The sequence below is a fragment of the Streptomyces zaomyceticus genome (genome assembly GCF_014656215.1).
Lineage (GTDB): Bacteria > Actinomycetota > Actinomycetes > Streptomycetales > Streptomycetaceae > Streptomyces > Streptomyces zaomyceticus.
Genome location: NZ_BNBZ01000032.1, coordinates 57,725 through 83,710 on the forward strand (window position 1 = coordinate 57,725; position 25,986 = coordinate 83,710).

The 25,986-nt window shown below is 73.0% G+C and carries 24 protein-coding genes; 7 read left to right on the top strand and 17 right to left on the bottom strand.

Going from position 1 to position 25,986, the window contains the following annotated elements:
* Positions 1-3: 3 nt before the first annotated feature.
* Positions 4-1,209 carry an ARPP-2 domain-containing protein gene (locus IE311_RS30220; protein WP_189835026.1) on the bottom strand — a complete coding sequence of 402 codons (1,206 nt, stop codon included), beginning with the start codon at positions 1,207-1,209 and terminating at the stop codon, positions 4-6.
* Complete coding sequence (locus IE311_RS30225; protein ID WP_189835027.1) at positions 1,206-2,627, bottom strand: hypothetical protein; 1,422 nt, start codon at positions 2,625-2,627, stop codon at positions 1,206-1,208. Before IE311_RS30225 ends, IE311_RS30220 begins: the two co-directional genes overlap by 4 nt.
* Positions 2,628-2,842: 215 nt before the next feature.
* Between IE311_RS30225 and IE311_RS30230 the strand changes: the two genes are divergently transcribed.
* On the top strand, positions 2,843-3,766 hold the full coding sequence (locus tag IE311_RS30230; RefSeq protein WP_189835028.1) for a Gfo/Idh/MocA family protein: 924 nt from the start codon (positions 2,843-2,845) through the stop codon (positions 3,764-3,766).
* Positions 3,767-3,896: 130 nt separating this feature from the next.
* Here IE311_RS30230 and pdxR read toward each other — a convergent pair whose 3' ends face one another.
* Positions 3,897-5,312 (bottom strand): MocR-like pyridoxine biosynthesis transcription factor PdxR, encoded by a 1,416-nt coding sequence (gene pdxR / locus IE311_RS30235; protein WP_229902257.1) that lies wholly within the window; start codon positions 5,310-5,312, stop codon positions 3,897-3,899.
* Between the two features lie 112 nt (positions 5,313-5,424).
* Complete coding sequence (locus IE311_RS30240; RefSeq protein WP_189835029.1) at positions 5,425-5,784, bottom strand: arsenate reductase family protein; 360 nt, start codon at positions 5,782-5,784, stop codon at positions 5,425-5,427.
* A 149-nt stretch (positions 5,785-5,933) separates the two neighbouring features.
* Here IE311_RS30240 and IE311_RS30245 point away from each other — a divergent pair, with 149 nt between their 5' ends.
* Positions 5,934-6,209 carry a hypothetical protein gene (locus tag IE311_RS30245; RefSeq protein WP_189835030.1) on the top strand — a complete coding sequence of 92 codons (276 nt, stop codon included), beginning with the start codon at positions 5,934-5,936 and terminating at the stop codon, positions 6,207-6,209.
* 93 nt (positions 6,210-6,302) lie between these two features.
* On the opposite strand, the gene glnA is transcribed toward IE311_RS30245, so the two are convergent.
* Entirely contained in the window at positions 6,303-7,727 is a 1,425-nt protein-coding gene (gene glnA / locus IE311_RS30250) for a type I glutamate--ammonia ligase (protein ID WP_189835031.1), read from the bottom strand.
* A gap of 244 nt (positions 7,728-7,971) precedes the next feature.
* On the opposite strand from glnA, the gene IE311_RS30255 reads away from it, so the two are divergent.
* Entirely contained in the window at positions 7,972-8,439 is a 468-nt protein-coding gene (locus IE311_RS30255; RefSeq protein WP_189835032.1) for an RDD family protein, read from the top strand.
* A gap of 73 nt (positions 8,440-8,512) precedes the next feature.
* On the opposite strand, the gene IE311_RS30260 is transcribed toward IE311_RS30255, so the two are convergent.
* From IE311_RS30260 to lipB, 4 genes are all read right to left on the bottom strand, one after another.
* Positions 8,513-9,217, bottom strand: coding sequence for a DUF4191 domain-containing protein (locus IE311_RS30260; RefSeq protein WP_189835033.1), 705 nt, complete (start codon positions 9,215-9,217; stop codon positions 8,513-8,515).
* Between the two features lie 10 nt (positions 9,218-9,227).
* Positions 9,228-9,443 carry an SCO2195 family GlnR-regulated protein gene (locus tag IE311_RS30265; RefSeq protein ID WP_030208220.1) on the bottom strand — a complete coding sequence of 72 codons (216 nt, stop codon included), beginning with the start codon at positions 9,441-9,443 and terminating at the stop codon, positions 9,228-9,230.
* A 254-nt stretch (positions 9,444-9,697) separates the two neighbouring features.
* Positions 9,698-10,666 carry a lipoyl synthase gene (gene lipA / locus IE311_RS30270; RefSeq protein ID WP_189835034.1) on the bottom strand — a complete coding sequence of 323 codons (969 nt, stop codon included), beginning with the start codon at positions 10,664-10,666 and terminating at the stop codon, positions 9,698-9,700.
* Positions 10,667-10,780: 114 nt separating this feature from the next.
* A complete protein-coding gene (gene lipB / locus IE311_RS30275) occupies positions 10,781-11,590 on the bottom strand; it encodes a lipoyl(octanoyl) transferase LipB (protein ID WP_189835035.1) in 810 nt (269 codons plus the stop codon).
* A gap of 289 nt (positions 11,591-11,879) precedes the next feature.
* Here lipB and IE311_RS30280 point away from each other — a divergent pair, with 289 nt between their 5' ends.
* A complete protein-coding gene (locus IE311_RS30280) occupies positions 11,880-13,388 on the top strand; it encodes a regulator (protein ID WP_189835036.1) in 1,509 nt (502 codons plus the stop codon).
* Between the two features lie 111 nt (positions 13,389-13,499).
* On the opposite strand, the gene IE311_RS30285 is transcribed toward IE311_RS30280, so the two are convergent.
* Both IE311_RS30285 and IE311_RS30290 read right to left on the bottom strand, forming a co-directional pair.
* Positions 13,500-14,873, bottom strand: a complete 1,374-nt coding sequence (locus tag IE311_RS30285; RefSeq protein ID WP_189835037.1) for an NAD(P)/FAD-dependent oxidoreductase — start codon at positions 14,871-14,873, stop codon at positions 13,500-13,502.
* Between the two features lie 211 nt (positions 14,874-15,084).
* Complete coding sequence (locus tag IE311_RS30290; protein ID WP_189835038.1) at positions 15,085-16,005, bottom strand: TIGR01777 family oxidoreductase; 921 nt, start codon at positions 16,003-16,005, stop codon at positions 15,085-15,087.
* Between the two features lie 38 nt (positions 16,006-16,043).
* Between IE311_RS30290 and IE311_RS30295 the strand changes: the two genes are divergently transcribed.
* Positions 16,044-16,547, top strand: a complete 504-nt coding sequence (locus IE311_RS30295; protein WP_189835039.1) for a GNAT family N-acetyltransferase — start codon at positions 16,044-16,046, stop codon at positions 16,545-16,547.
* Positions 16,548-16,604: 57 nt separating this feature from the next.
* On the opposite strand, the gene IE311_RS30300 is transcribed toward IE311_RS30295, so the two are convergent.
* Positions 16,605-17,255 (bottom strand): TetR/AcrR family transcriptional regulator, encoded by a 651-nt coding sequence (locus IE311_RS30300; protein ID WP_189835040.1) that lies wholly within the window; start codon positions 17,253-17,255, stop codon positions 16,605-16,607.
* Positions 17,256-17,374: 119 nt separating this feature from the next.
* Between IE311_RS30300 and IE311_RS30305 the strand changes: the two genes are divergently transcribed.
* Positions 17,375-18,169, top strand: coding sequence for an SDR family NAD(P)-dependent oxidoreductase (locus tag IE311_RS30305; RefSeq protein WP_189835041.1), 795 nt, complete (start codon positions 17,375-17,377; stop codon positions 18,167-18,169).
* A gap of 223 nt (positions 18,170-18,392) precedes the next feature.
* On the opposite strand, the gene IE311_RS30310 is transcribed toward IE311_RS30305, so the two are convergent.
* Positions 18,393-18,914: a DUF4240 domain-containing protein gene (locus IE311_RS30310; protein ID WP_189835050.1), complete on the bottom strand. Its 522-nt coding sequence runs from the start codon at positions 18,912-18,914 to the stop codon at positions 18,393-18,395.
* 99 nt (positions 18,915-19,013) lie between these two features.
* Here IE311_RS30310 and IE311_RS30315 point away from each other — a divergent pair, with 99 nt between their 5' ends.
* Positions 19,014-19,943, top strand: a complete 930-nt coding sequence (locus IE311_RS30315) for an SDR family oxidoreductase (RefSeq protein ID WP_189835042.1) — start codon at positions 19,014-19,016, stop codon at positions 19,941-19,943.
* A 79-nt stretch (positions 19,944-20,022) separates the two neighbouring features.
* Here IE311_RS30315 and IE311_RS30320 read toward each other — a convergent pair whose 3' ends face one another.
* The 4 genes from IE311_RS30320 to sucB all read right to left on the bottom strand — a co-directional run.
* Complete coding sequence (locus tag IE311_RS30320; protein ID WP_189835043.1) at positions 20,023-20,985, bottom strand: helix-turn-helix transcriptional regulator; 963 nt, start codon at positions 20,983-20,985, stop codon at positions 20,023-20,025.
* Between the two features lie 40 nt (positions 20,986-21,025).
* Positions 21,026-23,731, bottom strand: coding sequence for a pyruvate dehydrogenase (acetyl-transferring), homodimeric type (gene aceE / locus IE311_RS30325; protein WP_189835044.1), 2,706 nt, complete (start codon positions 23,729-23,731; stop codon positions 21,026-21,028).
* 371 nt (positions 23,732-24,102) lie between these two features.
* Positions 24,103-24,726: a GntR family transcriptional regulator gene (locus IE311_RS30330; RefSeq protein WP_189835045.1), complete on the bottom strand. Its 624-nt coding sequence runs from the start codon at positions 24,724-24,726 to the stop codon at positions 24,103-24,105.
* Positions 24,727-24,845: 119 nt separating this feature from the next.
* Positions 24,846-25,986, bottom strand: a 1,141-nt coding sequence (gene sucB, locus IE311_RS30335; protein WP_189835046.1) for a 2-oxoglutarate dehydrogenase, E2 component, dihydrolipoamide succinyltransferase, incomplete at its 5' end; no start/stop codon positions are given.

Here is a 25,986-nt window from a genome sequence, read left to right on the forward strand (position 1 = left end):
TACTCAGCTTTCCTGATTTTCGCGGAGTCGCTGTGCGACGGCGTGCGCGTTCAGGAGCGAGCCGAGACCCGCGCCCCCGACACGCCGTACGACCTCCGCGTACGAGGTCCCCAGGGCCTCCGCCGTCCGCTCCAGGTGCCAGTCGCAGTCGGCGAGCCGGCGCAGCAGGTGCCCCTTGCGGATCTGGTTCTCGGAGAGCCGGAAGGTCTTCAGATAGACCGCCCGGCCCTTGTGGTCGGTGATCAGCTCGCCGATGTGCTGCTCCGGTCCGCCCCGCCGGAACGGCGGCAGGAACCGGTGCAGATCGAACGGCCCCGCCCGGTGGACCCGCTCGAAGGCGTACGAGGTCTCCAGGAGGTCCCGCGCCATGAGCCCGTCGTGCGCCACGGCCCAGGCCCGCTCCTGCTCCCGGGCGGCCGCCCGCAGGTCCGCGAGGGTCCGGATACCGCCGGCCCCGTCCCGGATCCGCGCCGTGAACTCGGGCACCGGGCCGCCGTACCAGGCGTACTGGTGGACCAGCTCCCCGTACAGGTCCTCGATCAGGGTCGGATGCAGAAGCCGGTAGTCGTCGGGGTGCGGTACGACGAAGGCCGCGGCCAGCGCGTCGGCCACGTACAGGAGCAGCCCGCACTGGCCGGGATGGACCTCGAAGATCCGCAGCGCCTCGGCGAGCCCGGGTACCGCCCGCCCCGCGTACGCCGCCTCGGCGCGCGGCGAGAGGCCGTGCCTCAGCGCCTCGCCCGACCACTCCTCCCAGGCCGTCGACGGCCCGCCGAAGTGCAGTGCGAGGTACCCCTCGAGCGCGAGATGCAGCGGCAGGAAGCGGAGCCGCCGCTCGGCGCGCCCGTCGGGGTCCCGGCGCCGCTTGGCCATCCGGTGGATCCGGCGTACGGGCATGCAGTCCGGCGCGGAGTCGCCGCCCCCGCCGCCGCTCGCCCCGCCGCCGAGGCGGGTCCCGTACGCGGCGGACTCCGCGCCCGTCCCCGACCCGGTTCCCGTCCAGTCGGCGACGAAGCCGTGCGGGATGTACGAGGTGTAGGTGGTGCGGTCGGGCAGGTCGACCGTGCCGAGACCGCCGTGACCCCGGTAGATCTCCCGGTGCAGGCGCAGCCCGGGCACCGGCTCGGCCCGTACGAGCGGTACCAGCCGTACGCCGCCCCACACCTGCGCGGGCCGGACGTCGAGTCCCGTCAGATCGATCCGGGTCATCCCCCGGCCCCCTCTCCCACCGGCCCCCCGGTTCCTTGCAGGAACAGCTCCACCCGCCGGTCCAGATAGGCCCGCAGCTCCGCGAACCCGGTCCGTCCCTCGGCGAACTGCGCGATCTCCACGAGCGCCGCCAGATCCTCCGCGTCCCTGATCCCGGCGGCCGGCACGCTCGGGGCCAGCCGGCGGACGTCGAAGCCCTCCGCGTCGTATACGGGGTTCAGGTGCACGACGCTCGTCCGCCGCTCCGGATCCAGCCGCGACCGCCACACCCGCAGCACCTCGCCCGCGAGCCCCGGCGGCGCGTTGTCCCAGCCGTCCGAGACGATCACCAGCCGGTCGGGTCCGCCCTCCAGCGCGTCCAGGATCCGCAGGCCCAGCGGGGTCGGTCCGTACGGCCGGACGAGCAGCGGGTCACTGCCGCCCGAGGTCCACAGCGGGGTGTACGCCCCCGGCGCCGCGAGGGCCTCCAGGAGGTAGTGGCAGCCGAGGGCGACGGCCAGCGGGCGGCGCCGCTTCACCGCCGAGCCGGAGGACGAGAAGCTGTCGTCGAGCACGGCGGCGACCCGGCCCCAGCTTCCGGCGTACGGCCCCGCCGCGCGCCGGGCGGCCGCCCGCAGCGCGTGCGTCAGCTCGGCCCGCCGCTCCACCCGCTCGCCGAACGGCAGCGACAGGACGTACAGGGCGAGCCGGGTCAGCGGCATGACGGTCAGGTCGGCGGCACGGGCCGTCCTGAGCTGTTCGAGCCGGGTCATCCGGGGCGCGATCCGCTCCAGGAACACCGCGCGCGGCACCCCGTGACCGGCGGCGAACCCCTCGGCGACCGTGAACGGCAGCTCGTACAGGGCGCCCTGCTCGTAGCGGGCCCGGCGGAAGGAGTCGAGCGTCGGGTTCTCGTACCGGACCCGGCGGCCGGGCGAGAAGAGGAAGTCGCCGGTCTCGGGATCGGGCAGCCGTCCGTGGACGTGCCGGAGGGCGGCCTTCAGACCGCTGCGGTACTTCACCGCGTCGAGGGCGGGGTCGGGCCGGGCCGCGAGCCACGCGCGCACGATCGCGCGCGTACGCCGGTTGTTGACCCCGGCGGCGCGCAGCGCGCGGAACAGCCGGTAGACCCGCTGCGGCGGCAGGAGCGCGAGGCGGGCGGCGATCAGCCGCCCCTCGGCCCGCTTCTCCCCGGGACCGCCGGCCTCGTCGGCGGTGCGGAGCAGCTGCTCGACGATCAGGGCCGCGTTGTGGTGGTTGATGTCCAGGGCGAGGGCGGCGGCGTACACGGGACGGTAGTTGACCCGCACGTACTCGTGGACGAACCGCAGCGAGAAGTGCTGCGCGGCGGCGGAGGAACGGAACTCCCGCTGACCGGTGGCGGTCACGGCGGCGTTGACGAAGAGGAGCACGTCCTCGGCGGCGACGAGCTCGGACAAGGCTCTCCCCTTCTCATGGGCGCCGGCCGGGGAATGAGGGCACGAACAGCGAAGACGTTGCTTCAGAGGCAGGTTCCGGAAGTCGCACCGAAGTCCCGCGGCCGGCCGGGAAACGCTAACACCGGGCAGGGGGAGGCACGCGAGCGGATTTCGGAGCAGGGGCCCGGTGCGGGGGGCCGCGACCGGCTGTCGCACCCACCCGGCAGACTGGGGGCATGGCGAAGCACCTGGGCGCGAAGCCCCGCATCGGACTCCTCGGCACCGGCCCCTGGGCCGGCCGCACCCACGCGCCCGCGCTCGCCGGGCATCCGGGGGTGGAACTCAGCGGGGTGTGGGGCAGACGCCCCGAGGCCGCGGCCGAGCTCGCCGCCGCGTCGGGCACGCGCGCGTACGACGACGTCGACGCCCTCTTCGCGGCCAGCGATGCCGTGGCCCTCGCGCTCCCGCCGGACGTGCAGGCCCCGCTCGCGGTGCGGGCCGCGGAGGCCGGCTGCCATGTCCTCCTCGACAAGCCGGTGGCGACGACCGTCGCCGGCGCGCGGGAGGTGGCCGAGGCGGTCGAGGCCGCCGGGGTCGCCTCGGTGGTGTTCTGCACCCTGCGCTTCGCGGAGCCGACGGCCCGCTGGATCGAGGAACAGACGGCCACCGGCGGCTGGTTCCTGGGCGAGGCGCACTGGCTGGGCTCGCTCTACGGGGCCGGTTCGAGCAGCGAGTACGCGGCGTCCCCCTGGCGGCGGGAGAAGGGCGGACTGTGGGACGTCGGCCCGCACGTCCTCTCCGTCCTCCTGCCGGTCCTCGGCGACGTCACCGCCATCACGGCGGTGCAGGGCCCGGGGGACACCCACCACCTGGTGCTGCGCCACACCTCGGGCGCGAGCAGCACCGCCACGCTCACCCTCGGCGCACCGGCGGCGGCCGCGGAGGCGGCCCTCACGCTGTACGGCACCGGGGGCCGGGCCGAGCTGCCCCGCTGGGACGGGGCGGTGGGAGCCTTCGGCGCGGCCGTGGACGCCCTGGTCACGGCGGCCCGCACCGGAGAACCCGATGCCTGCGACGCCCGCTTCGGCCTCCGTCTCACCGAGATCCTGACGACGGCGGAGGCGACGGCGCAGGAGGGGCGGGCGGTGTCCGCGGGCTGACGGCCCGGCCCCGCGGGCCCCGACCGCGTACTCAGGACCCGAGCGCCCCGGGCGGAGTCCCGGGCAAGGTCCCGGGCGGGGCCCATGGCAGAGCTTCGGACAGGGCTTCGGGCGGGGTTTCGGGCGGGGCTCACGGCAGAGCTTCGGAAAGGGCCTCGCAGAGCGCGTCCACGGCGGCCGCGTACAGCCGTTCCGGCGGTGTGGCGTAGCCGACGACCAGCCCGTCCGGGCGGTCGCCGTCCCGGGCGTCGGGGTGGCGGTAGGGCGCCAGGCCCTCGACCGCGACCCCGTGCCGGGCCGCCGCGTCGAGCGCGGCCCGCTCCGTGCCCGGCGGCAGCTCCACGACGGCGTGCAGCCCGGCGGCGATGCCGGTCACCCGGACCGCCGGGACCCGTTCGGCGAGGGCCGTCGCCAGCCGGTCGCGCCGTCCGCGGTGCCGCTGGCGCATCCGGCGGACATGCCGGTCGTAGGAGCCGGAGACCAGGAGGTCGGCGAGGGTGAGCTGGTCCGTCGCCGAGGCGTACGGCTCGCGCAGGCCCTTCGCCGCGACGACCCTGTCCACGAGCGCCGACGGCAGGCACATCCAGCCGATCCGCAGGGCGGGGGAGAAGCTCTTGCTGACGGAGCCGACGAGGACGGTCCGTTCGGGATCGAGGCCCTGGACGGAGCCCACGGGCCGCCGGTCGTAGCGGAACTCCCCGTCGTAGTCGTCCTCGATCACCAGCCCGCCGGAGGTCCGTGCCCACTCCAGGACGCCGGTGCGACGCTCGGGGTGCAGCGGTCCGCCGGTCGGGAACTGGTGGGCGGGGGTGAGCAGCACCGCGCCCGCGTGGCGGGGGATGTCCGTGACCCGCGCCCCGTCCTCGTCGACGGTCACCGGCGTGGTGGTGACTCCGGCCTCGGCGAGGAGTCCGCGGTGGAAGGGCAGCCCGTAGGACTCGACGGCCCAGGGGGCGTCCGTGCCGAGCACGCGGGTGAGCAGCCGGAGCGCGTGCGCGGCGCCGGAGCAGACGACGATCCGGTCGGGGGTGGTGCGCACGCCCCGCACGCGCGCGAGGTATTCGGTGAGCGCCCGGCGGAGCTCGATCCGGCCGTGCGGGTCGCCGATCCCGAAGGCCTCGTGCGGTGCGTCGGTGAGCGCCCGCCGGGCCGCGGCCAGCCAGGCGGCGCGGGGGAAGGCGGCGGGGTCGGGCTTGCCCTGGACGAGGTCGTACGGGAGCGGGGGCGGCGCGGCCGGGTGCACGGGCCGGGGAGGGGGCGCGGCGACGCGGTCGGCGACGCGGGTCCCGGAGCCCTGGCGGGAGGTGAGCCAGCCCTCGGCGACGAGTTCGGCGTATGCGTCGGCGACGGTGTTGCGGGCGATCCCGAGGTCGCCGGCGAGCGAGCGGTAGGGCGGCAGCCGGGTCCCGGGAGCGAGCCGACCGCCGCGCACGGCCTCGCGGAGTGCCGCGATGAGCACGGCCCGCCGTCCGCCGGCGGCGCTCAGCTCCAGATGGAGATCGACCCCGAGCCCCGAGGGACCTGCCCCGCCGTCCGTCTCACCCACGCCGCCCCGCACCGCCCCTCTCACCCAGTCCCCCCACCGCCCGACTGCTCGGGCCGGCCCTCGTGGTCCCCTTCGTCACCGGCACCCACCCCCGTACACGAGCCGAACGGCTTCAACGCGACAGCGCGTCCCGTACGGCCTCCTCGGACCGGCCGACGACGGCCGTGCCGTCCTCGGCGGTGATGATCGGCCGCTGAATGAGCCCGGGGTGCGCGGCCAGCGCTTCGATCCACCGGTCGCGGCTCCCGGCGTCCCGGGCCCAGTCCTTCACCCCGAGCTCCTTGGCGACGGCCTCCTGCGTCCGCGTGATGTCCCAGGGTTCGAGCCCCAGCCGCCCGAGCACCTGCCGGATCTCGTCGGGGGAGGGCACGTCCTCCAGGTAGCGGCGCACGGTGTAGTCGGCGCCCTCGGCGTCGAGAAGGGTGAGGGCGCTGCGGCACTTGGAACAGGCGGGATTGATCCAGATCTCCATGCCTCCACGGTACCCCCCAGGCCTTGCTCCACCACCCCCCAAACCCCCTCTGGCCAGGGGCGATTGTCAGTGGGGGCCACTAAAATAGGGAGTGAAGGTGAGGGTCCCGGGGAGGGCCCGCACCCCCGTCGTTCGCCAGGAGGTAGCCCATGGCTCTCGCCGTGATCCGGACACCGTCCCTCGAACCGTGGAAGCCGCTCCGGAGGAAGCCGCTCCCCGCGGGCCGCCCGCGGGAGTGGTACGTGACGCACAACCGTCGCCTGAAGGCCATGCGCCTCGCGATCGCGCTCCTCGACGCCGGGGTCTACGTCCCGTCGAAGGCGACGAACGCGACGATACGCACCACGGCCCAGCACATCGGCATCCACCCGCCGTCGGACACCACCTGCCGCATGGTGCGCACCTTCATCCGCCACGGCCGCTGACCCCGGGGGGCGCGGCGGAGGCGCGAGGAGAACGGCGAGGGCCGCCGCTCCCGGATGTCCGGGGGCGGCGGCCCTCACACGTGAGGCTCCGGCCTAGAGGTCGAAGTAGAGCTCGAACTCGTGCGGGTGCGGGCGCAGCTGGATCGGGGCGATCTCGTGCGTGCGCTTGTAGTCGATCCAGGTCTCGATCAGGTCGGAGGTGAAGACACCGCCGGCCTGGAGGTACTCGTTGTCGGCCTCGAGGGCGTTGAGCACGGCCTCCAGGTTGGTCGGGACCTGCTGGACGTTCGCGTGCTCCTCGGGAGCCAGCTCGTACAGGTCCTTGTCGATCGGCTCCGCCGGCTCGATCTTGTTCTTCACGCCGTCGAGGCCCGCGAGGAGCAGCGCCGAGAAGGCGAGGTACGGGTTCGAGGACGGGTCCGGCGCGCGGAACTCGACGCGCTTGGCCTTCGGGTTCGAGCCCGTGATCGGGATACGCATGGCCGCGGAGCGGTTGCGCTGCGAGTACACCATGTTGACCGGCGCCTCGAAGCCCGGGACCAGGCGGTGGTACGAGTTCACGGTCGGGTTGGTGAAGGCGAGCAGCGACGGGGCGTGCTTGAGGATGCCGCCGATGTAGTAGCGGGCGGTGTCCGAGAGGCCCGCGTAGCCCGTCTCGTCGTAGAACAGCGGGTCGCCGTTCGCCCACAGCGACTGGTGGACGTGCATGCCCGAGCCGTTGTCGCCGAAGATCGGCTTCGGCATGAAGGTCGCGGTCTTGCCGTTGCGCCAGGCGACGTTCTTCACGATGTACTTGAAGAGCATCAGGTCGTCGGCCGCGGCGAGCAGCGTGTTGAACTTGTAGTTGATCTCGGCCTGGCCGGCGGTGCCGACCTCGTGGTGCTGGCGCTCGACCTGCAGGCCGACGTTCTCCAGCTCCAGGGAGATCTCCGAGCGCAGGTCGGCGAAGTGGTCGACCGGCGGGGCCGGGAAGTAGCCGCCCTTGTAGCGGACCTTGTAGCCGCGGTTGTTCTCCTCCGAACCGGTGTTCCAGGCGCCGGCCTCGGAGTCGATGTGGTAGAAGCCCTGGTTCGCCGAGGTCTCGAAGCGCACCGAGTCGAAGACGTAGAACTCCGCCTCGGGGCCGAAGTAGGCGGTGTCGGCGATGCCGGTGGAGGCGAGGTACGCCTCGGCCTTCTTCGCGATGTTCCGCGGGTCACGGCTGTACTGCTCGCCCGTGATCGGGTCGTGGATGAAGAAGTTGATGTTCAGCGTCTTGTCGCGGCGGAAGGGGTCCACGCGGGCCGTCGACAGGTCGGCGCGGAGCGACATGTCGGACTCGTGGATCGCCTGGAAGCCGCGAATGGACGAGCCGTCGAACGCGAGCTCCTCGGACGGGTCGAAGGCCGTCGCGGGGATCGTGAAGTGCTGCATCACGCCCGGAAGGTCGCAGAAGCGGACGTCGACCATCTTGACGTCGTTGTCCTTGATGAACTTCTGGACCTCGTCGGCGTTCTGGAACCCGTGCTTCTCGGACATCCAACTCCTCCTACTCCCGGCCCGGGGAGGGGCGGGGTTGCAGCTCGGTCGTGCGGCCAGTGCGGTGGCACACGCTGGACCCGACCATAGGCAGACGGGATTTCTCAAGCATGACCCATTTGTTTCGTCGAAGTTAACCGGGGTGGGTGCCGCACCGGTCGCCGACACACGTCGCGGTCCGCTTCGGCCCGACTTCGCCGACCCGGGCCGAAGTGATCAAAAACGGGCGCAGTACCGTGGTCGGGTGGACAACAGGCAAGCACTCGGATCTTGGCTCTCCGGCCCCCGCGCGGCGGCCGAGGACGCAGGCGTCGACTTCGGATACCGCGGTGAGCAGCTGGGGCTGCCGGAGGAGGGCCCCGGTTCGATCGCCCGCCCCGGGCGGCGCCTCGGCGCCCTGGCCGTCGACTGGGCCCTCTGCACGCTGATCGCATACGGCCTGATCACCGACGGCTACAACCAGGCGACCGGCAACTGGGCCCTCGGCATCCTGCTCGTCCTGAGCGTGCTGACCGTCGGCACCGTCGGCTCGACGCCCGGCAAGCGGCTCTTCGGCCTCCAGGTCGTCTCCGCGCGCGGTGGGCGGCTCGGGTTCCCGCGCGTGGCGCTCCGCTCCCTGCTCGTCTGCCTGGCGATCCCGGCTCTCATCTGGGACCGCGACGGCCGCGGCCTCCACGACCGTCTCTCCGGCGCCGTCCAGGTCCGTATCTGACCCGTGCGGCACGCGAGAAGGCCCCGGACCGTTTCCACGGTCCGGGGCCTTCCGGTTGTTCCGGTCGGGCGCGTCAGCGCATCTTTCCGCCCCGAGGCATCCGCATGCCCTTCGGCATCGGGCCCTTGGGCAGCGGCATGTTGCTCATCAGGTCGCCCATCGCCCGCAGCCGGTCGTTGGCCACGGTCACCTGGGGGCCGGTGAGCACCCGAGGCAGCTTGAGCATGGTCGTACGGACCTTCTTCAGCGGCACCATGCCGTCGCCGTCGCCGACGATGATGTCGGTGACCGGCACGTCGACCACGACGCGGCTCATGCGCTTCTTCTCGGCCGCCAGCAGAGGCTTCACCCGGTTCGGGTTGCCCTCGGCGACCAGCACGATGCCGGCCCGGCCGACCGCCCGGTGCACGACGTCCTGGCTGCGGTTCATCGCGACCGCGGGGGTCGTCGTCCAGCCCCGGCCGACGTTCTGGAGCACCGCCGCCGCCGCGCCCGGCTGGCCTTCCATCTGCCCGAAGGCCGCGCGCTCGGCGCGCCGCCCGAACACGATGGCCGCCGCCAGGAGTCCCAGGACGAAGCCCAGGATGCCCAGGTAGACCGGGTGACCGATCAGGAAGCCGATCGCGAGGAGGACACCGAGTACGACGATGCCCACGCCTGCGACGACAAGTCCGACCTTGGGGTCAGCCTTTCGGGTCATCTTGTACGTGAGGGCGATCTGCTTGAGCCGCCCCTGGTTCGCAGCGTCAGCGCTGCCCGTGTTTGCCTTCCTCGCCATGTCCTGAAGTTTACGTGGCCCGGGAAGTCCGGCCCGACGCGACCTCCATCACGTGCTGGGCCTCGACCCTGTCCTTGGCGCGGCGCCGGTCCTCCAGGACGGAGTTCCAGGCGTTGCGCCGGGCGGTGCGCTGCCCGGCGCCGAGGAGCAGTGCCTCCACGGCCTTCAGGGCGTCGGTGACGGACGGGATCGCGGTGACGCGGACGTGCGTCGATGCGGCCGGCATGTCGGGGTCCTCCCTCGATTGCGGGTGAGACGAGGTGGGGGAAAGCGAGTGTTGGTGGCGGTGAGTGAAACCAGGCTCACAGACTGGTGTTACCAGTGCGTGACTCGGTGGTCAAACACTGATGAAACGTTGATGCGGCCATGCGGAGGAGTGGGGGAACGCCGACGCGGCCCGTACATCCCCGCTGAGCTGCGGGGGCGTACGGGCCGCGCCGGATCCGGCCATTACCGGCCGGTAACCACTTGTGCTCGGATTCACACAGCCTGGGTGGCGTTGTCGACCGCGCCGCGCTTCTCGATCGCCTGCTGGAACAGACGGCCCGCGCGGTACGAGGAACGGACCAGCGGGCCCGACATGACACCGGAGAAGCCGATCTCGTCGGCCTCCTCCTTGAGCTCCACGAACTCCTGCGGCTTCACCCAGCGCTCCACGGGGTGGTGCCGGACGGAGGGGCGCAGGTACTGCGTGATGGTGATCAGCTCACAGCCCGCGTCGTGCAGCTGCCGCAGCGCCTCGCTGACCTCCTCGCGGGTCTCGCCCATGCCGAGGATCAGGTTCGACTTCGTGACCAGACCGTAGTCCCGGGCCTGCGTGATGACGTCGAGCGAACGCTCGTAGCGGAAGCCCGGACGGATCCGCTTGAAGATCCGCGGGACCGTCTCGACGTTGTGCGCGAAGACCTCGGGGCGGGAGGCGAAGACCTCCGCCAGGAGCTCCGGCACCGCGTTGAAGTCGGGGGCGAGCAGCTCGACCTTGGTGCGGCCCTCGGCGCGCTCCGCCGTCTGCTGGTGGATCTGGCGCACGGTCTCCGCGTACAGCCAGGCGCCGCCGTCCTCCAGGTCGTCGCGCGCGACGCCGGTGATGGTGGCGTAGTTCAGGTCCATCGTGACGACGGACTCGCCCACGCGGCGGGGCTCGTCACGGTCCAGCGCCTCGGGCTTGCCCGTGTCGATCTGGCAGAAGTCGCAGCGCCGGGTGCACTGGTCACCGCCGATGAGGAAGGTCGCCTCGCGGTCCTCCCAGCACTCGAAGATGTTGGGACAGCCCGCCTCCTGGCAGACCGTGTGCAGGCCCTCGCTCTTCACGAGACCCTGCATCTTCGTGTACTCGGGCCCCATCTTCGCCCGCGTCTTGATCCACTCGGGCTTGCGCTCGATGGGGGTCTGGGCGTTCCGGACCTCCAGGCGCAGCATCTTGCGTCCGTCGGGTGCGACTGCGGACACATCGGCTCCTGTAGCTTCGATTCTTCGGCGCACACCAGGGTACGCCGTTGCTTCCCATGCCTTACTACCTCTGGCCAACCTCTGGCCAGCGCCCTGCATTCCTGTGGGCACTCCTCAGGCCGAGGCCGTCTCCACCGGACGCTCGATCTCCCGGGGCTTCAGCTCCGCCTGCTCCAGGACCGCCCGCAGGTGCTTCTCCACCACCGGCAGCACCTCCTCGATCGTGACGTCGCGGCCCAGCTCGTTGGCGAGCGAGGTGACGCCCGCGTCGCGGATGCCGCAGGGGATGATCCGGTCGAACCACGCGTTGTCCGGGTTCACGTTGAGGGCGAAGCCGTGCATGGTGACGCCCTTGGCGACCCGGATGCCGATCGCGGCGAGCTTGCGGTCCTCGCGGCGCTGGCCGGCGTTGGACGGTGCGTACTCGGGGCCGTTCAGGCGCGGGTCGAACTCCTCGTCCGTCAGCCGCGGGTCGAAGTCCAGCGACAGTCCGCCGAGCGCGGGCCGCTGCTCCACCGGATCACCGAGGACCCAGACACCGCTGCGGCCCTCGACCCGGCTCGTCGTCACGCCGAACTCGGCGGCGGTGAGGATCAGCGCCTCCTCCAGGCGGCGGACGTGGGCGACCACGTCCACCGGGCGGGGCAGCTTCATGATCGGGTAGCCGACCAGCTGGCCGGGGCCGTGCCAGGTGATCTTGCCGCCGCGGTCGACGTCCACCACCGGCGTCCCGTCGAGCGGGCGCTCGCTCTCCGCCGTGCGCCGTCCGGCCGTGTAGACCGGCGGGTGCTCGAGAAGCAGACAGGTGTCGTCGATCTCGTCGGCGAACCGCGCGGCGTGCACTTCGCGCTGCTTGTCCCAGGCCACCTGGTAGTCGACGGCTTCCTCGCCGAAACCAAGGCGGACGAATCGCAGCTCACTCACGGCCATGCCTCCTCCTGGGTGCCGGGGGCCGGGTACCGGGGATCATCCCGGGCCGGATCGGCACCATGCGTCATTCGCGCCCATGCCACTGTACGGCGGCGCCGGGGACACCCCTCCGGCAGGTGGACGGGGGGCGCCTACGTCAGCGATGCCGTCAATCCTCACACGATCGGATGAATGTGGGGCGAAGGTGGCGGTACAGGCCGTGAGGACCGCTAAATTCACGCCGTCCCATGAGGGTCCGACGGGGCTGCCGCCGGGACCCGGAAGGCAGGAGACCGCACAGCTGATGACGGAACGACCACCGCAGCGCATCCCGAACCGCCAGCTCGCCGCGCTCATCACCGAAGCGGGGTTCTCCCACGCGGGCCTGGCGAGACGGGTCGACCAGCTCGGTCTGGAGCACGGTCTCGATCTGCGGTACGACAAGACCTCCGTGACCCGCTGGCTCCGCGGCCAGCAGCCGCGCGGCACCACGCCGGCCCTCATCGCCGAGGTCTTCACCCGCCGCCTCGGACGCCGTCTCTCGGCCCAGGACCTCGGTCTCGACGCCTGCGCGCCGGTCTACGCGGGCCTGGAGTTCGCCGCGACCCCCGAGGAGGCCGTCGACATCGTCAGCGGACTCTGGCGCAAGGACTCCGGCAGCCACGCCGAACTCCGCAAGATCGCCTTCACCCCGGCGGGCCTGGTCGTCCCCAGCCGGGACTGGCTCATCGGGCGCGCCGACGACCGGGTGGCGCGCGGGGACCTGCCCACCGGCCCCCGCCCGACGTCCTCCGTCGCCACCGCCGAGGCCCGGCTCCCGCTCGACCCGCGCCTCGCTCACGACCCCCGGGTGCCGCCCCAGGGCCGCTTCTCCGTGCCCCGGCAGCGCGGCACGGACCGGGGGCCCGGCCAGCGGGTCTCCAGCGGCGACATCGCCGCCCTCCGCTCGGTCGGCGAACTCTTCCGCACGCTCGACCACGCCTACGGCGGCGGCCACGCCCGCCAGGCCCTCGTCCGCTACCTCGAACACGAGGCCGAACCGATGCTCCGCGGGACGTACGGCGAGTCCGTCGGCCGGCGCCTCTTCGCCGCGGCCGCCGACCTCACCCGGCTCGCCGGGTGGACCTCGTACGACATCGCCGCCCACGGCCTCGCCCAGCGCTACTTCGTCCAGGCGCTGCGCCTCGCCCAGGCCGCCGGGGACCGGGCCTACGGCTCGTACGTGCTCCTCACCATGAGCTGCCAGGCCGTCTACCTCAGCCACGGACGGGAAGCCGTCCAGCTCGCCCGGGTCGCCCAGCAGGGCGTCGGGCCCGCCGCCCCGCCCGTCGTCCAGGCGATGCTGCACGCCGTCGAGGCACGCGGACACGCCGTGCTCGGCGAGGCGCGCGCCTGCAGCGCCTCCCTCGTCCGCGCCGAGCGGGCCCTCGAAGCGGCCCGGCCGGGCGACGAGGTGCCCTACTGGGCCCGGATGTTCGACGAGGCCCAGCTCGCCGACGAACTCGGCCACTGCCACCGCGACCTCCAGCAGTACCGCCCCGCAGCCCAGCACGCCGAACGCGCCCTCCAGCTCCGCGCCCCCGGCTTCGCCCGCAGCCGCCTCTTCTGCCGGGTCGTCCTGGCCACCTCGCGGCTGGCGCTCGGCGAACTCGACCAGGCCTGCGCGCTCGGCGCGGAGGCGGCCCAGCAGGCCTCGGAGATGCGGTCGGCGCGAGCGGTGGAGTACGTGCGCGACTTCGAGCGCCGTCTCGAGCCGTACCGCGACGCGGCGGCGGCCCGCACCTACCGCGACCGCGTCGCGGCCATCGGCTGACAGCCGGACGCCGCACCCTGCCGGGGCCCGCCCGGCAGGGTGCGGCGTCCGCCGTCCCCACCCGTTCCGCCCCCTGCGGGGGCGGCGGGAATCCGCCGCGCCGCCGACCCGTCAGGCCGCCTCCGCCGCCGGCACCCCCGACGGGGCCGCGACACCCAGGTCCGCCAGGAGCGCGTCCGCCGCCCGGTGGCCCGAGGTGAGCGCGCCGTGGGCCGTGCTCGTGGCCCGGTGGTCGCCGCAGACGTACAGGCCGGCCAGCAGCCGCACCGAGCGGCTCGCGTCGTGCGGGGGCGTCATCGCCGGGACCGCGTCCGGCGTGTGGTGAAGGGCGAGCAGCTCCCATTCGTCGGTCGACGTGCCGTACAGCGTGGCGAGGTGCTTGCGGACCCGCCGTTCCGTGTCGTCCGGCGGTGTGCCGAGCAACGTCGAGGTGATCAGGGTCCGGTCCGCCGGCGCCCGCCCCGGGTCGACCGCGCTCATCACGGCGGTGTGGGACACCGGCCCGCCCGGGTCGGACTCCAGGAGCAGGGTCGGGTCCCCACACGGCGCCACCGGCGCCGTGTGGTGCAGCACCGTCACGGAGTGGAAGGCCGGCGTCCGCAGTCCGGGCAGGAGCTCGGCCGCCGTCCGCGCCCCCGTGGCGAGCACCATGGACCGGCACCGGAACACGCCGTGCTCCGCCGTCGTGACCCGCGAGACGGACGCCTCCGTGACCCGGATTCCGGTACGGACCGTGCCGGGCGGCAGCGCCGCCGCCAGCCGCTCGGGGAGCGCCGCCGCACCGCCCTCGGGAACGGCCAGCCGCCCCCGGGCGAAGGCGCGCAGCGCGAGGTCCGCGTGGCGGCTCGACATCCCGAGGTCCGGGTCGCCGAGGAGCGCCGCGAGCAGCGGCCGCAGCACCCCCTGCACGGTCCGGGCGGGCAGCCGGGCGGTGAGGGCCTCGCGGGCGGTCCGTTCGGGCCGGGCGAGGAGCCGCTGCGTCGGCGTCGCGGCGAGCCGGACGAGGGAGGCCCCGAGCCGCGCCTGGTCGAGCGAGGCGGCCGGATGACGGGGGGCGCTCGCGAGGGCGCGTGCCACGCTGAACGCTCCCCCCACGCTTCGGTGCCCCGTGGCCCGGTGCCCCACGGCCGCCCGGCGCGGGTGCGGGGCGCCCCACCGCGCGTACCGGCCGTCGCTGTGCACGAGCACCCCCGGCGCGAAGGGGCGCAGCACGAGGCCGTCGAGCCCCGGGACGGCCCTCAGCTCCTCGTACGACTGGGTGAGCAGCGGCCCCACCCGGTCGAGCAGGAAGCCGTCGACGGTCTCGGTCGCCATCCGGCCCCCGATACGCGGTTCCGCCTCCAGGACGGCGACGGAGAGTCCGGCGGCGGTGAGCCGGTGGGCGGCGGCGAGTCCCGCGACCCCGGCTCCCACGATGACGACGTCGACGGCTTCCACGACGTCCGTACGCTGTGCGGTCCTTGCGCTGTCTGCGCTGTTGAGCACGTGCCCCTCCCCAGGTCGGCGCGGCCAGTGGGAGGCCTATGCCCCCAACGAGCCTCCGGAATGCCCGAGTTCGCCGTTCGTGTCGAGCCTAGGCAGCGCTCCCACGGGTGCCAGCCGCGCGCACCGGGGGTGCGTGCGGCACGGGGGAGCGCAGGGAAGGGAGGAAGGAGGGGGAGGCGGGCGCCGGTCGGGCCCGCCGCGCGGCCGCCGTTCAGCCGGCCGCCGCCCTGATCGAGTCGTCGATCGTCGGGAACGCGAAGTCGAAACCGGTCTCCAACAGGCGCCCCGGCAGCACCCGCTGACTGCCCAGCACGTCCTGCGCGAAGTCGCCGAGCACGGCCTTCAGGGCGGGCGCGGGCACCGTGAGAAGGGTCGGCCGACGCAGCACCCGGCCCATCGCCGCCGTGACCTCGCGGTTGGTGACCGGCTCGGGCGCCGTCAGGTTCACCGGGCCGGAGAGCGAGGGGGTGTCGACGAGATGGCGCAGCGCGGCCACCTCGTCGTGGAGGGAGATGAACGACCAGTACTGGCTGCCGTCGCCCATCCGTCCGCCGAGTCCGGCGCGGAAGATCGGGAAGAGTCGCCCCCAGGCCCCGCCCTCGCGGGCCACCACGAGGCCGGTGCGGGCGTAGGTGACACGGATGCCGGCCTCCTCGGCGGGGGCCGCGGCGGCCTCCCACTCCACACAGACCGAGGGCAGGAAGCCGGTGCCGGCGGGGGCGCTCTCGTCGACGGCGCGGCTGCCGGTGTCCCCGTACCAGCCGAGCGCCGTGCCGCAGACCAGGCTCTCCGGCGGCTCCGCGAGCGAGGCGAGGGCCTGGGCGATCGCCGTCGTGCCGAGCACCCGGCTGTCCCGGATCTCCTGCTTGTACGCCTCGGTCCAGCGGCGTTCGCCGACCCCGGCGCCCGCCAGATGGACGACGGAGTCCACGCCGACGAGTCCGGCGGCGTCCACGTACAGCCGCTTCGGGTCCCACTCGACCTCGTCGGCGGTCCGGGCGGGCCGGCGGACGAGCCGGAGGACGTCGTGGCCGTCGGTGCGCAGGGAGCGGACGAGGGCGGAGCCGATGAGCCCGGTGGCGCCGGTGACGGCGACACGCTTGCGGGTGGCGGAACGCTGCATGGTGACCATCCTGCCCTTCCGGGGCCGGTGCGTGGCAGAGTGGCGCCATGATCGTGCCGGAGTTGTCGATACGTACCGCCGAACCCGGGGACGCCGAGGTCCTCGGCGCGCTCGACCGGGCCGCCTGGTCGACCCTGCACGCGGTCCTGCCCGCCCCGGCCCCGCCGTACGAGCCCTTCTTCGACGCCCGCCACCTGCCCGGGGACTACCTGCTCGCGGTGGGCGGGGGCGCGGTCGTCGGCTACATCCGCATCGTGCCGCCGACGCCGCTCGCCGCCACCGCCCACGTCCGCCAGATCCAGGGCCTCGTCGTGGCCGAGTCCGCCCGGGGCCGCGGGGTGGCGCGGGCGCTGCTGCGGGCCGCGATGGACAGGGCGCGGGCGGACGGCGCCGTCCGGATGACGCTGCGGGTGCTCGGCCACAACGCCCCGGCCCGCGCGCTCTACGCCTCCGAGGGCTTCGCGGTCGAGGGAGTGCTGCCGGGCGAGATGTTCCTGGGCGGGGCGTACGTGGACGACATCCTCATGGGCCGCGCGCTCGACCCCCGCTGATCCGCCCGCAGCTTCCACCGGACGACGGCCGACCCGCTCGCTCCCCCCGCTGATCGCCTAAGGGTTCAGCAGTCTCATCCCGCCCATCAGCTCGCGCAGGCACCGGACCGCGAGTTCCGCCGGGGCGCCGTCGCCCCGTACCGGCGCGTCCGTCTCCGCCCAGCTCTCCAGCGCGATCCGGATGGCATCGGTGGCCGCCGCCGCCGCGAGCCGTACCTCCAGCGGGTCGGCGGCCGGCCCCGCGAGCCCGGCGACGACCTCGCGCAGCCGCTCCTCGGACTCCTGGTTGACCCGGTACCAGACGGCCCGGAGCGCCGGGTCCTCGACGGCCGCGCGCAGCAGCCCCCGTGTCCAGCGCAGCCCCTCCTCCGCCGCCGCGTCCCCGGGCGTCAGCGAGGCCGCGATCGAGCGTTCCAGGGCCTCGGGCAGGGCGGCCCCCGGCTCCGTCGCGGCGAGTTGTTCGCGCCAGCGGTCGCCGCCGCCCGCGAGGAGCGGGGCCACGGCGTCCTGCTTGGAGCGGAAGTACCGGTAGAAGGTGCGCAGGGCGACCCCGGCCCGCAGGGCGATGTCCTCGGCCGTGGTGCCGTCGGGGCCGTGCTCGGTGAAGAGCTCGGCGGCGGCGCGCGCGATGTCCAGCTGGGTGGCCGCCTTGCGGCGCTCCGTCAGCGTCCGGGTGGGGGGCGTGGCGCCCTCGGGCTTGGTGCTCACCGTACGAAGCGTACGCCCGCCGCTGCCGTATGTGCACAACATGCAGCTATGGCAAAACGTGCCACTTGGGCGTACGGTGGCGGCGTTCCCCGGAAGTTCGACATCGAGAGGTTGCCGCCATGAACCAGCTGACCCGTTACGAAGGACGCCGCGCCCTCATCACCGGCGGCGGCTCCGGCATCGGCCAGGCCACCGTCCTGCGCATGCTCGCCGAGGGTGGCCGGGTCGTCGCCGCCGACATCAGCGAGGACGGCCTCAAGGACACCGTCGCCAAGGCCGGCGACGCCGCCGACCGCCTCACCACCGTCGTTCTGAACGTCGCCGACGAGGCCTCCGTACGCGCGGGTGTCGCCGCCGCAGTCGAGGCGCTCGGCGGGCTCGACGTCCTCGTCAACGCGGCCGGCATCCTGCGCTCCTCGCACACCCACGAGACGAGCCTTGACTCCTTCGAACAGGTCGTACGGATCAACCTCACCGGCACCTTCCTGGTGATCCGCGAGGCGATACCCGCCCTCCTGGAGGGCGACGGCTCCGCCGTCGTGAACTTCTCCTCCACCTCCGCGATGTTCGCCCACCCCTACATGGCGGCCTACGCGGCCAGCAAGGGCGGCATCCAGTCGATGACCCACGCCCTCGCCGCCGAGTACGCCAAGCAGGGCATCCGCTTCACCGCCGTCCAGCCCGGCTCCATCTCCTCCGGCATGACCGACGGCAGCGGCGCCAGCAAGCAGTCGATCGGCCCCGGCCTGCCCGAGGACACCGACTGGTCGCTCTTCGCGAAGCTCGCGCCCGCCCTCGGCCAGGGCTTCGCGGGCCCCGAGACCGTCGCCGGCGTCGTCGCGATGCTGGCGAGCGAGGACGGGAGGTTCATCACCGGCACCGAGGTCCGCGTCGACGGCGGAACGCACTTCTGACGAGCGCCCACGACGTCTCCTCCCGGCCCTCCGGCCGGGAGAGCCGGTCGAGGGAGCGGCGGGCCGAGTGAGCGGCGGGCCGTGAGAGCCGGCCGGGGAACGGCCCGCGTGAGCGGGTCGGCGGACCGGTACGGACCCGGGGTGGGACGGCCCCCGGGTCCGTACCCCCGTCCGTGGGTCCGTACCCCCGTCCGTGTCCGGGCCGCCCCGGAGGCGTCCTTGCTCAGGAGGCTCCGAAGCGCTCCCACAGCCGCGGGAAGCGCGCCGCGAGCACCGCGTCGTCGTCCAGGTCGAACGGGGCGCCCAGCGGCTCCCCGCCCGGCATCGGGATGCCCAGGTCGGGGGTCTCGGCACCGGTCAGCGCTTCGTACGCCTCGTCCGCCGCGAAACCGATCTCCTCACCGTCCCCGTCGATCTCCAGATCGAAGTCGTCGAGCAGCTCCGCCAGCGCGTCCGGATCGTGCACCGCGCCCTCGTAGATCTCCCGGCCCTGGCCGATGAGCCAGCAGCGGAACGAGTCGAAGGTCTCGTCGCCCGCCCCGTCGAACAGCACGGCCGTCGCACCCCACAGATCCCACAGGTACGCGCGGTTGTAGCGGGCCTCGAAATGGCGTGCGTAGTCGAGCACGGAGTCGGGGTCCAGCCGGGTCAGCCGTTCCACGAGCAGATCGGCCTGTTCCTCGGGGTCGCCCTCGGCGTCCGCGCGGCTGGCGTCGATGATCTCCCAGAACTCCGTCTCGTCCATCACGGCACCAGCATCGTGGCTCGGGAGGTGCGACGCACCCGGAAAGCCCGAAATGAATCCGGACAGAAGGTGTCGTACTTTCCTGCCAGTCTGGTGACCATGACGACGGAGACGAACGAGACGAAGCCCCTGCGGGGACGGATCTGCCTGGTCGCCGGGGCCACCCGGGGGGCCGGACGGGCCATCGCCGTCCAGCTCGGCGCGGCGGGCGCCACGGTGTACGTCACCGGGCGGACCACCCGGGAGAAGGTCAGCGAGGTCGGCCGGGCGACCGAGACCATCGAGGAGACCGCCGAACTGGTGACGGCGGCCGGCGGCGAGGGCATCGCCGTCCCCACCGACCACCTGGAGGTCGAGCAGGTCCGGGCGCTGGTCGACCGGATCGACCGGGAGCGGGGGCGGCTCGACGTCCTCGTCAACGACGTGTGGGGCGGTGAGCACCTCCTCGTCTTCGGGAAGAAGACCTGGGAGAACGACCTCACCGGCGGCCTCCGCATGCTCGAACTGGGCGTGCGGACGCACGTCATCACCTCGCACACGGCGCTGCCGCTGCTCATCCGCCACCGGGGCGGTCTCGTCGTCGAGGTCACCGACGGCACCGCCGAGTACAACGGCCCCCGATTCCGCGAGAACCTCTTCTACGACCTCGCGAAGAACGCCCCGATCCGGATGGCCTTCGGCCTCGGCGAAGAACTGGAGGAGCACGGCGGCACGGCGGTCTGCCTCACCCCCGGCTGGCTCCGGTCCGAGCAGATGCTCGCCGCGTTCGGCGTCACCGAGGAGAACTGGCGCGACGCCGTCGAGAAGATCCCCGGCTTCGCGATCGCGGAGTCCCCGGTGTACGTGGGACGCGCCGTCGCCGCCCTCGCCGCCGACCCCGACCGGCACCGCTGGAACGGCCGGTCGCTCTCCAGCGGACAGCTCGCGGGGGAGTACGGCTTCACCGACGCGGACGGCTCGCGGCCGGACGCGTGGGGCTTCATGCTCGCCGACGAGAAGGGCGAGCCGGACGTCGACGACTACCGGTGACCGGGTCCGCCGGGCGGGAGACGACCCGGCGGGAACGGCGACAGGCGACCGGGCGGGAACGGCGACCGGACGGCGCCGGTCACCGGTAGAGCGCGGCCATCGCGTCGGCCGCCTCGCCGAAGCGGGCGCGCAAGGAGGCCGGGGCCAGCACCTCGGCCTCCGCGCCCAGGGCGAGCAGCTGCACGAAGGCGACCTCCTCGCTCTCCACCGGGACCGTCGCCGTCACCCGGCCGTCCGCGTCCCGCGTCCCCGCCGCGAGCGCCTCATCGGCGGCCACGCGGTCCATGACGTGCGGCAGCCCGACGGCCCCCGCCTCCGTGAGCCGTACGACGACCTCGGCGCGCAGGATCGACCGGGCGAACTCCGCCGCGCGCTCGGCCCAGAACTCCGCCAGGGCGAACGTCTCGTCCCGCACGAACCGGTCCCCGGACAGGGCGACGGCCGTGAAGCGGTCCACCCGGTAGGTACGGAACGCCGCACCGGAACGCGCGCACAGGTACCAGACGCCCGCCTTCAGGACCAGGCCGTACGGGGCGAGTTCGCGCTCCACCTCACGGTCGCCCCGCCGGTAGCGGGCGGACATCATCCGGTCGTCCCAGACCGCGTCCGCGATCGGCGGCAGCATCTCCGGTGTCTCCGGCTCCTGGTACCAGCCCGGCGCGTCGAGGAGAAAGCGCTGCGCCACCGCGTCCGGGGCGTCGCGCAGCGAGGGCAGCAGGGCCGCGGACACCTTGAGCCGGGCCGCCGAGGCCGCGTCCTCCAGACCCATGTCCCGCAGCGCGCCGGGCAGTCCGGACAGGAAGAGCGCCTCGGCCTCGCCGCGCGCCAGACCCGTCAGCCGTGTCCGGTAGCCGCCGACGAGCCGGTACCCACCGCTCCTGCCCCGGTCCGCATACACCGGAACCCCCGCCTCGGAGAGGGCGAGGGCATCGCGGGTGATGGTGCGCTCCGACACCTCCAGCTCGGCGGCGAGTTCGGCCGCCGTCATGGAAGGACGGGACTGGAGGAGCAGGACCAGCTTGATCAGACGGGCGGCGCGCATGAACCCATCATGCGCGCCCGCACCGACAACCGTGCGGGGCCTACAGGCCGTAGCGCTCGCGCGCCTCCTTCACGGCCGAGGCCGGGACCTCGCCGCGACGGGCGAGCTGGGCGAGGGCCGCGACGACGATCGACTGCGCGTCGACACCGAAGTGGCGACGGGCCGCGTCACGGGTGTCCGACAGACCGAAGCCGTCGGCACCGAGCGAGGACCAGTCCTGCTCGACCCACTGCGCGATCTGGTCCGGGACCTGGCGCATGTAGTCGGAGACCGCGAGGACCGGGGACTCGACGCCCTCCAGGGCCTTGCGGATGTACGGCACCTGCTCCTCGCCGCGCAGCAGCGCCGCGTCGGCCTCGAGCGCGTCGCGCCGCAGCTCCGTCCAGGAGGTCGCGGACCACACGTCGGCGCCCACGCCCCACTCGGCGGCGAGCAGCTTCTGCGCCTCCAGGGCCCAGTGGATGGCCGTACCGGAGGAGAGGAGCTGGATGCGCGAGGCGTTCGCCGGGAGGTCGAGGCCCGCGGACTCCGCCGTGTTGAAGCGGTAGAGGCCCTTGACGATGCCCTCGTCGATACCGGCCGGCTTGGCGGGCTGCGGCATCGGCTCGTTGTAGACCGTCAGGTAGTAGAAGACGTTCTGGTCCTCGCCCTCGGCGGCCTCGCCGTACATCCGGCGCAGACCCTCCTTGACGATGGCCGCGACCTCGTAGGCGAACGCCGGGTCGTACGTCAGCGCCGCCGGGTTGGTCGCCGCGATCACCGGCGAGTGGCCGTCGGCGTGCTGGAGGCCCTCACCGGTCAGGGTGGTGCGGCCCGCGGTGGCGCCGACGAGGAAGCCGCGGCCGAGCTGGTCGCCGAGCTGCCACATCTGGTCGGCGGTCCGCTGCCAGCCGAACATCGAGTAGAAGATGTAGAACGGGATCATCGCCTCGCCGTGCGTGGAGTACGCGGTGGAAGCGGCGATGAAGTCGGCCATCGAACCGGCCTCGGTGATCCCCTCGTTGAGGATCTGGCCGTTGACGGCCTCCTTGTAGTACATCAGCTGGTCGCGGTCGACCGGCTCGTACGTCTGGCCCTTCGGCGAGTAGATGCCGAGCGACGGGAAGAGCGACTCCATACCGAAGGTACGGGCCTCGTCCGGGACGATCGGGACCCAGCGCCTGCCGGTCTCCTTGTCGCGGATCAGGTCCTTGATCAGACGGACGAACGCCATCGTCGTCGCCATCGACTGGGAGCCGGAGCCCTTGTCGAAGGCGGTGAAGGCCTTCTCGGCCGGGGCCGGCAGCGGGGCGATCGCGTGGGTGCGACGGGCCGGGGCCGGGCCGCCGAGCGCCGCGCGGCGCTCCTGGAGGTAGCGGACCTCGGGGGAGTCGGCGCCGGGGTGACCGTAGGGGACCTGGCCGTCGGCGAACTGCGCGTCCGAGATGGGCAGCTCGAGCAGGTCGCGCATGTTCTTGAACTCGTCGTTCGAGAGCTTCTTCATCTGGTGGTTCGCGTTCTTCGACGCGAAGCCCTCACCGAGGGTGAAGCCCTTGACGGTCTGCGCGAGGATGACCGTCGGCGCGCCCTTGAACTCCACGGCGGCCTTGTACGCGGCGTACACCTTGCGCGGCTCGTGGCCACCGCGGGAGAGGTGGAAGCACTCGAGGATCTTGTCGTCGCTCAGCAGCTGCGCCATCGCGACGAGCGCCGGGTCCTTGCCGAAGAAGTCCTGGCGGATGTAGGCGGCGTCGCGGGTCTGGTACGTCTGGACCTGCGCGTCCGGCACCTCGCGGAGGCGGCGGACCAGGGCGCCGGTGGTGTCGAGCGCGAACAGCTCGTCCCAGGCGTTGCCCCACAGCGACTTCACGACGTTCCAGCCGGCGCCGCGGAACTGGGCCTCCAGCTCCTGCACGATCTTGAAGTTGGCGCGGACCGGGCCGTCGAGGCGCTGCAGGTTGCAGTTGATGACGAAGGTCAGGTTGTCCAGACCCTCGCGGGCGGCCAGAGCGAGGGCCGCGGTCGACTCGGGCTCGTCCATCTCGCCGTCACCGAGGAACGCCCACACGTGCGAGGCGGAGACGTCCTTGATGGCGCGGTTGGTCAGGTAACGGTTGAAGCGCGCCTGGTAGATCGCGGAGAGCGGGCCCAGACCCATGGAGACGGTCGGGAACTCCCACAGCCAGGGCAGGCGGCGCGGGTGCGGGTAGGAGGGCAGACCGTTGCCGCCGGACTCCTGCCGGAAGTTGTCGAGGTGGGCCTCGTCGAGGCGCCCGTCCAGGAACGCGCGGGCGTAGATGCCGGGCGCGGCGTGACCCTGGATGTAGAGCTGGTCGCCGGAACCGTCGGCTTCCTTGCCCTTGAAGAAGTGGTTGAAGCCGGTCTCGTACAGCCAGGCGGCCGACGCGAACGTGGCGATGTGACCGCCGACGCCGTACTTGGAGCCGCGGGTGACCATCGCGGCCGCGTTCCAGCGGTTCCAGGCGGTGATCCGGCGCTCCATGGCCTCGTCGCCGTCGAAGGCGGCGCCCGTCGGCTCGGCGGAGGTCGGGATGGTGTTGACGTAGTCCGTCTCCAGCAGCTTGGGCAGGGCCAGGCCCGCGCCCTCGGCGTGCTGCAGCGTGCGGCGCATCAGGTAGGCGGCCCGGTGGGGGCCGGCGGCCTTGGTGACGGCGTCCAGGGAGGCCGCCCACTCGGCGGTCTCCTCGGTGTCACGGTCCGGGAGCTGGTCGAGCTCGCTCGGAATCTTGCCTACGGGATCGGTCATGATCGCCGCCTTCCGGACAGGTGGGGGTGGAGAAGGGGTGCCTTGTCTGGCAGGACAGGGCGAAGGGCCGGGTAGCGGCCCGCCGAAGACTGTAAACCGACGATCGATGATCGATCAAAGGGTTGAAGGGGAAAACCTCTCGGTATCGAGAAAGTCGGCACAGGGTGCCGCGAAACAGGGCACCCGGTGCCTTGTTTTCGCAGGTGGGAGCCGCTTTCTGAGGGGGTGCTCGCACGAATGAGCGGGCCCACCCGGAGGGGTGGACCCGCTACGTTCCGCTACCGCCCCATGAGGCGCGAGTGAGGGCGGAGGAAGGAGGAATGAGGGCCGAAGGGCCCGGAACGAGGGGCGAGGAGCCCGGAGGGAGGCCCTCAGGCGCGCGGCGCGCAGCCCAGCACGTGCGCCTTCACCAGCGCGCCGATGTTCGGGTCGCCCCGGCGGAAGGCCTCCACCAGCTCCTGGTGCTCCTCCGCGTACGACTTCTGGACCGTGCCGAGCCAGCGGATCGACAGGGCCGTGAAGACCTCGATGCCGAGCGTCTCCCAGGTGTGCAGCAGCACGGCGTTCCCGGCGGCCTTCACCAGCTCCCGGTGGAAGGCCACCGTGTGCCGCACCTGCGCCGTCCCGTCGGCGGCCGCGTCCGCCTCGTACAGCGCCGCCACGTGCGGCTCCAGGGTCGAGCAGTCCGACGCGAGCCGCCCGGCCGCGAGCTCGGCCGCGATCTGCTCCAGACCGGCGCGTACGGGGTAGCTCTCCTCCAGGTCGGCGGCGGTCAGATTGCGGACCCGGACGCCCTTGTTCGGCGCCGACTCGATCAGCCGCAGCGACTCCAGCTCGCGCAGCGCCTCGCGCACGGGAGTCTGGCTGACCTCCAGCTCGGTCGCGATCCGGCGCTCCACGATCCGCTCGCCCGGCTTCCAGCGGCCGCTGACGATCCCCTCCACGATGTGCTCGCGGATCTGCTCGCGCAGCGAGTGGACGACGGGGACGGTCATGAAGCGGCTCCTCGGGGAGTGTTGACTCTAAAGACAATACGGCGGCGCCCCCGTCCGGAAACACTTCCGGGCGGGGGCGCCGCAGGTGAGGCTCGTTACGTTGCCTTTCGGCGTGAGCCCTACAGACCGAGGTCGTTCTCGAACTCGCCGGCCTCGAGGATCGCCTTGACCGAGGTCAGGTAGCGGGCGGCGTCGGCGCCGTCCACCAGACGGTGGTCGTAGGACAGCGCGACGTACGTCATGTCGCGGATCGCGATCGTCTCACCCAGGTCCGGGTGGTTGATGACGACCGGACGGCGCACGGTGGCGCCGATGCCCAGGATGGCGACCTGGTTCGGGGGCACGATGATCGTGTCGAACAGCGCGCCGCGCGAACCGGTGTTGGAGATGGTGAAGGTCGCACCGGCCAGGTCGTCCGGGGTGATCTTGCTGGCGCGCACGGCGCCGGCCAGCTCCGCGGTCTTCTTCGAGATGCCGGCGATGTTGAGGTCGCCCGCACCCTTGATGACCGGGGTCATCAGACCCTTCTCGGAGTCCACCGCGATACCGATGTTCTCGGTGTCGAAGTAGGTGATCGTGCCCTCGTCCTCGTTGATCCGGGCGTTGATGACCGGGTGGGCCTTCAGCGCCTGGGCCGCCGCCTTCACGAAGAACGGCATCGGGGAGAGCTTGACGCCCTCACGGGCGGCGAAGGCGTCCTTCGCGCGGCCGCGCAGCTTCATCAGCTTGGTGATGTCGACCTCGACGACCGAGGTCAGCTGGGCCTGGCCGTGCAGCGCCTTCATCATGTTGTCGCCGATGACCTTGCGCATGCGGGTCATCTTGACGGTCTGACCGCGCAGCGGGGAGACCTCGAGGGCCGGGGCCTTCGGCGCGGCCGCGGGGGCGGCGGCGACGGGGGCCTGGGCGGCCTTCTTGGCCTCGGCGGCCGCGAGGACGTCCTGCTTGCGGATACGGCCGCCGACGCCCGAACCCTTGACGGCCGCCAGGTCGACACCGTTCTCGGTGGCGAGCTTGCGGACCAGCGGGGTCACGTACGCGCCGTCCTCCGCGGGCGCGGCCGGAGCCGCCGCGGGGGTCGCCGGAACCGGGGTGACGACGGCCGGGGCGATCGACGGGGCCTGGGCGACCGGAGCCGGAGCGGCGACCGGGGCGGCCGGAGCCACCGACGCGGGGGCCGGAGCCGGAGCCGGTGCGGACACCGGAGCCGGAGCCGGAGCCGGAGCCGGAGCGGGGGCGGGGGCCGGAGCGGCCGGAGCC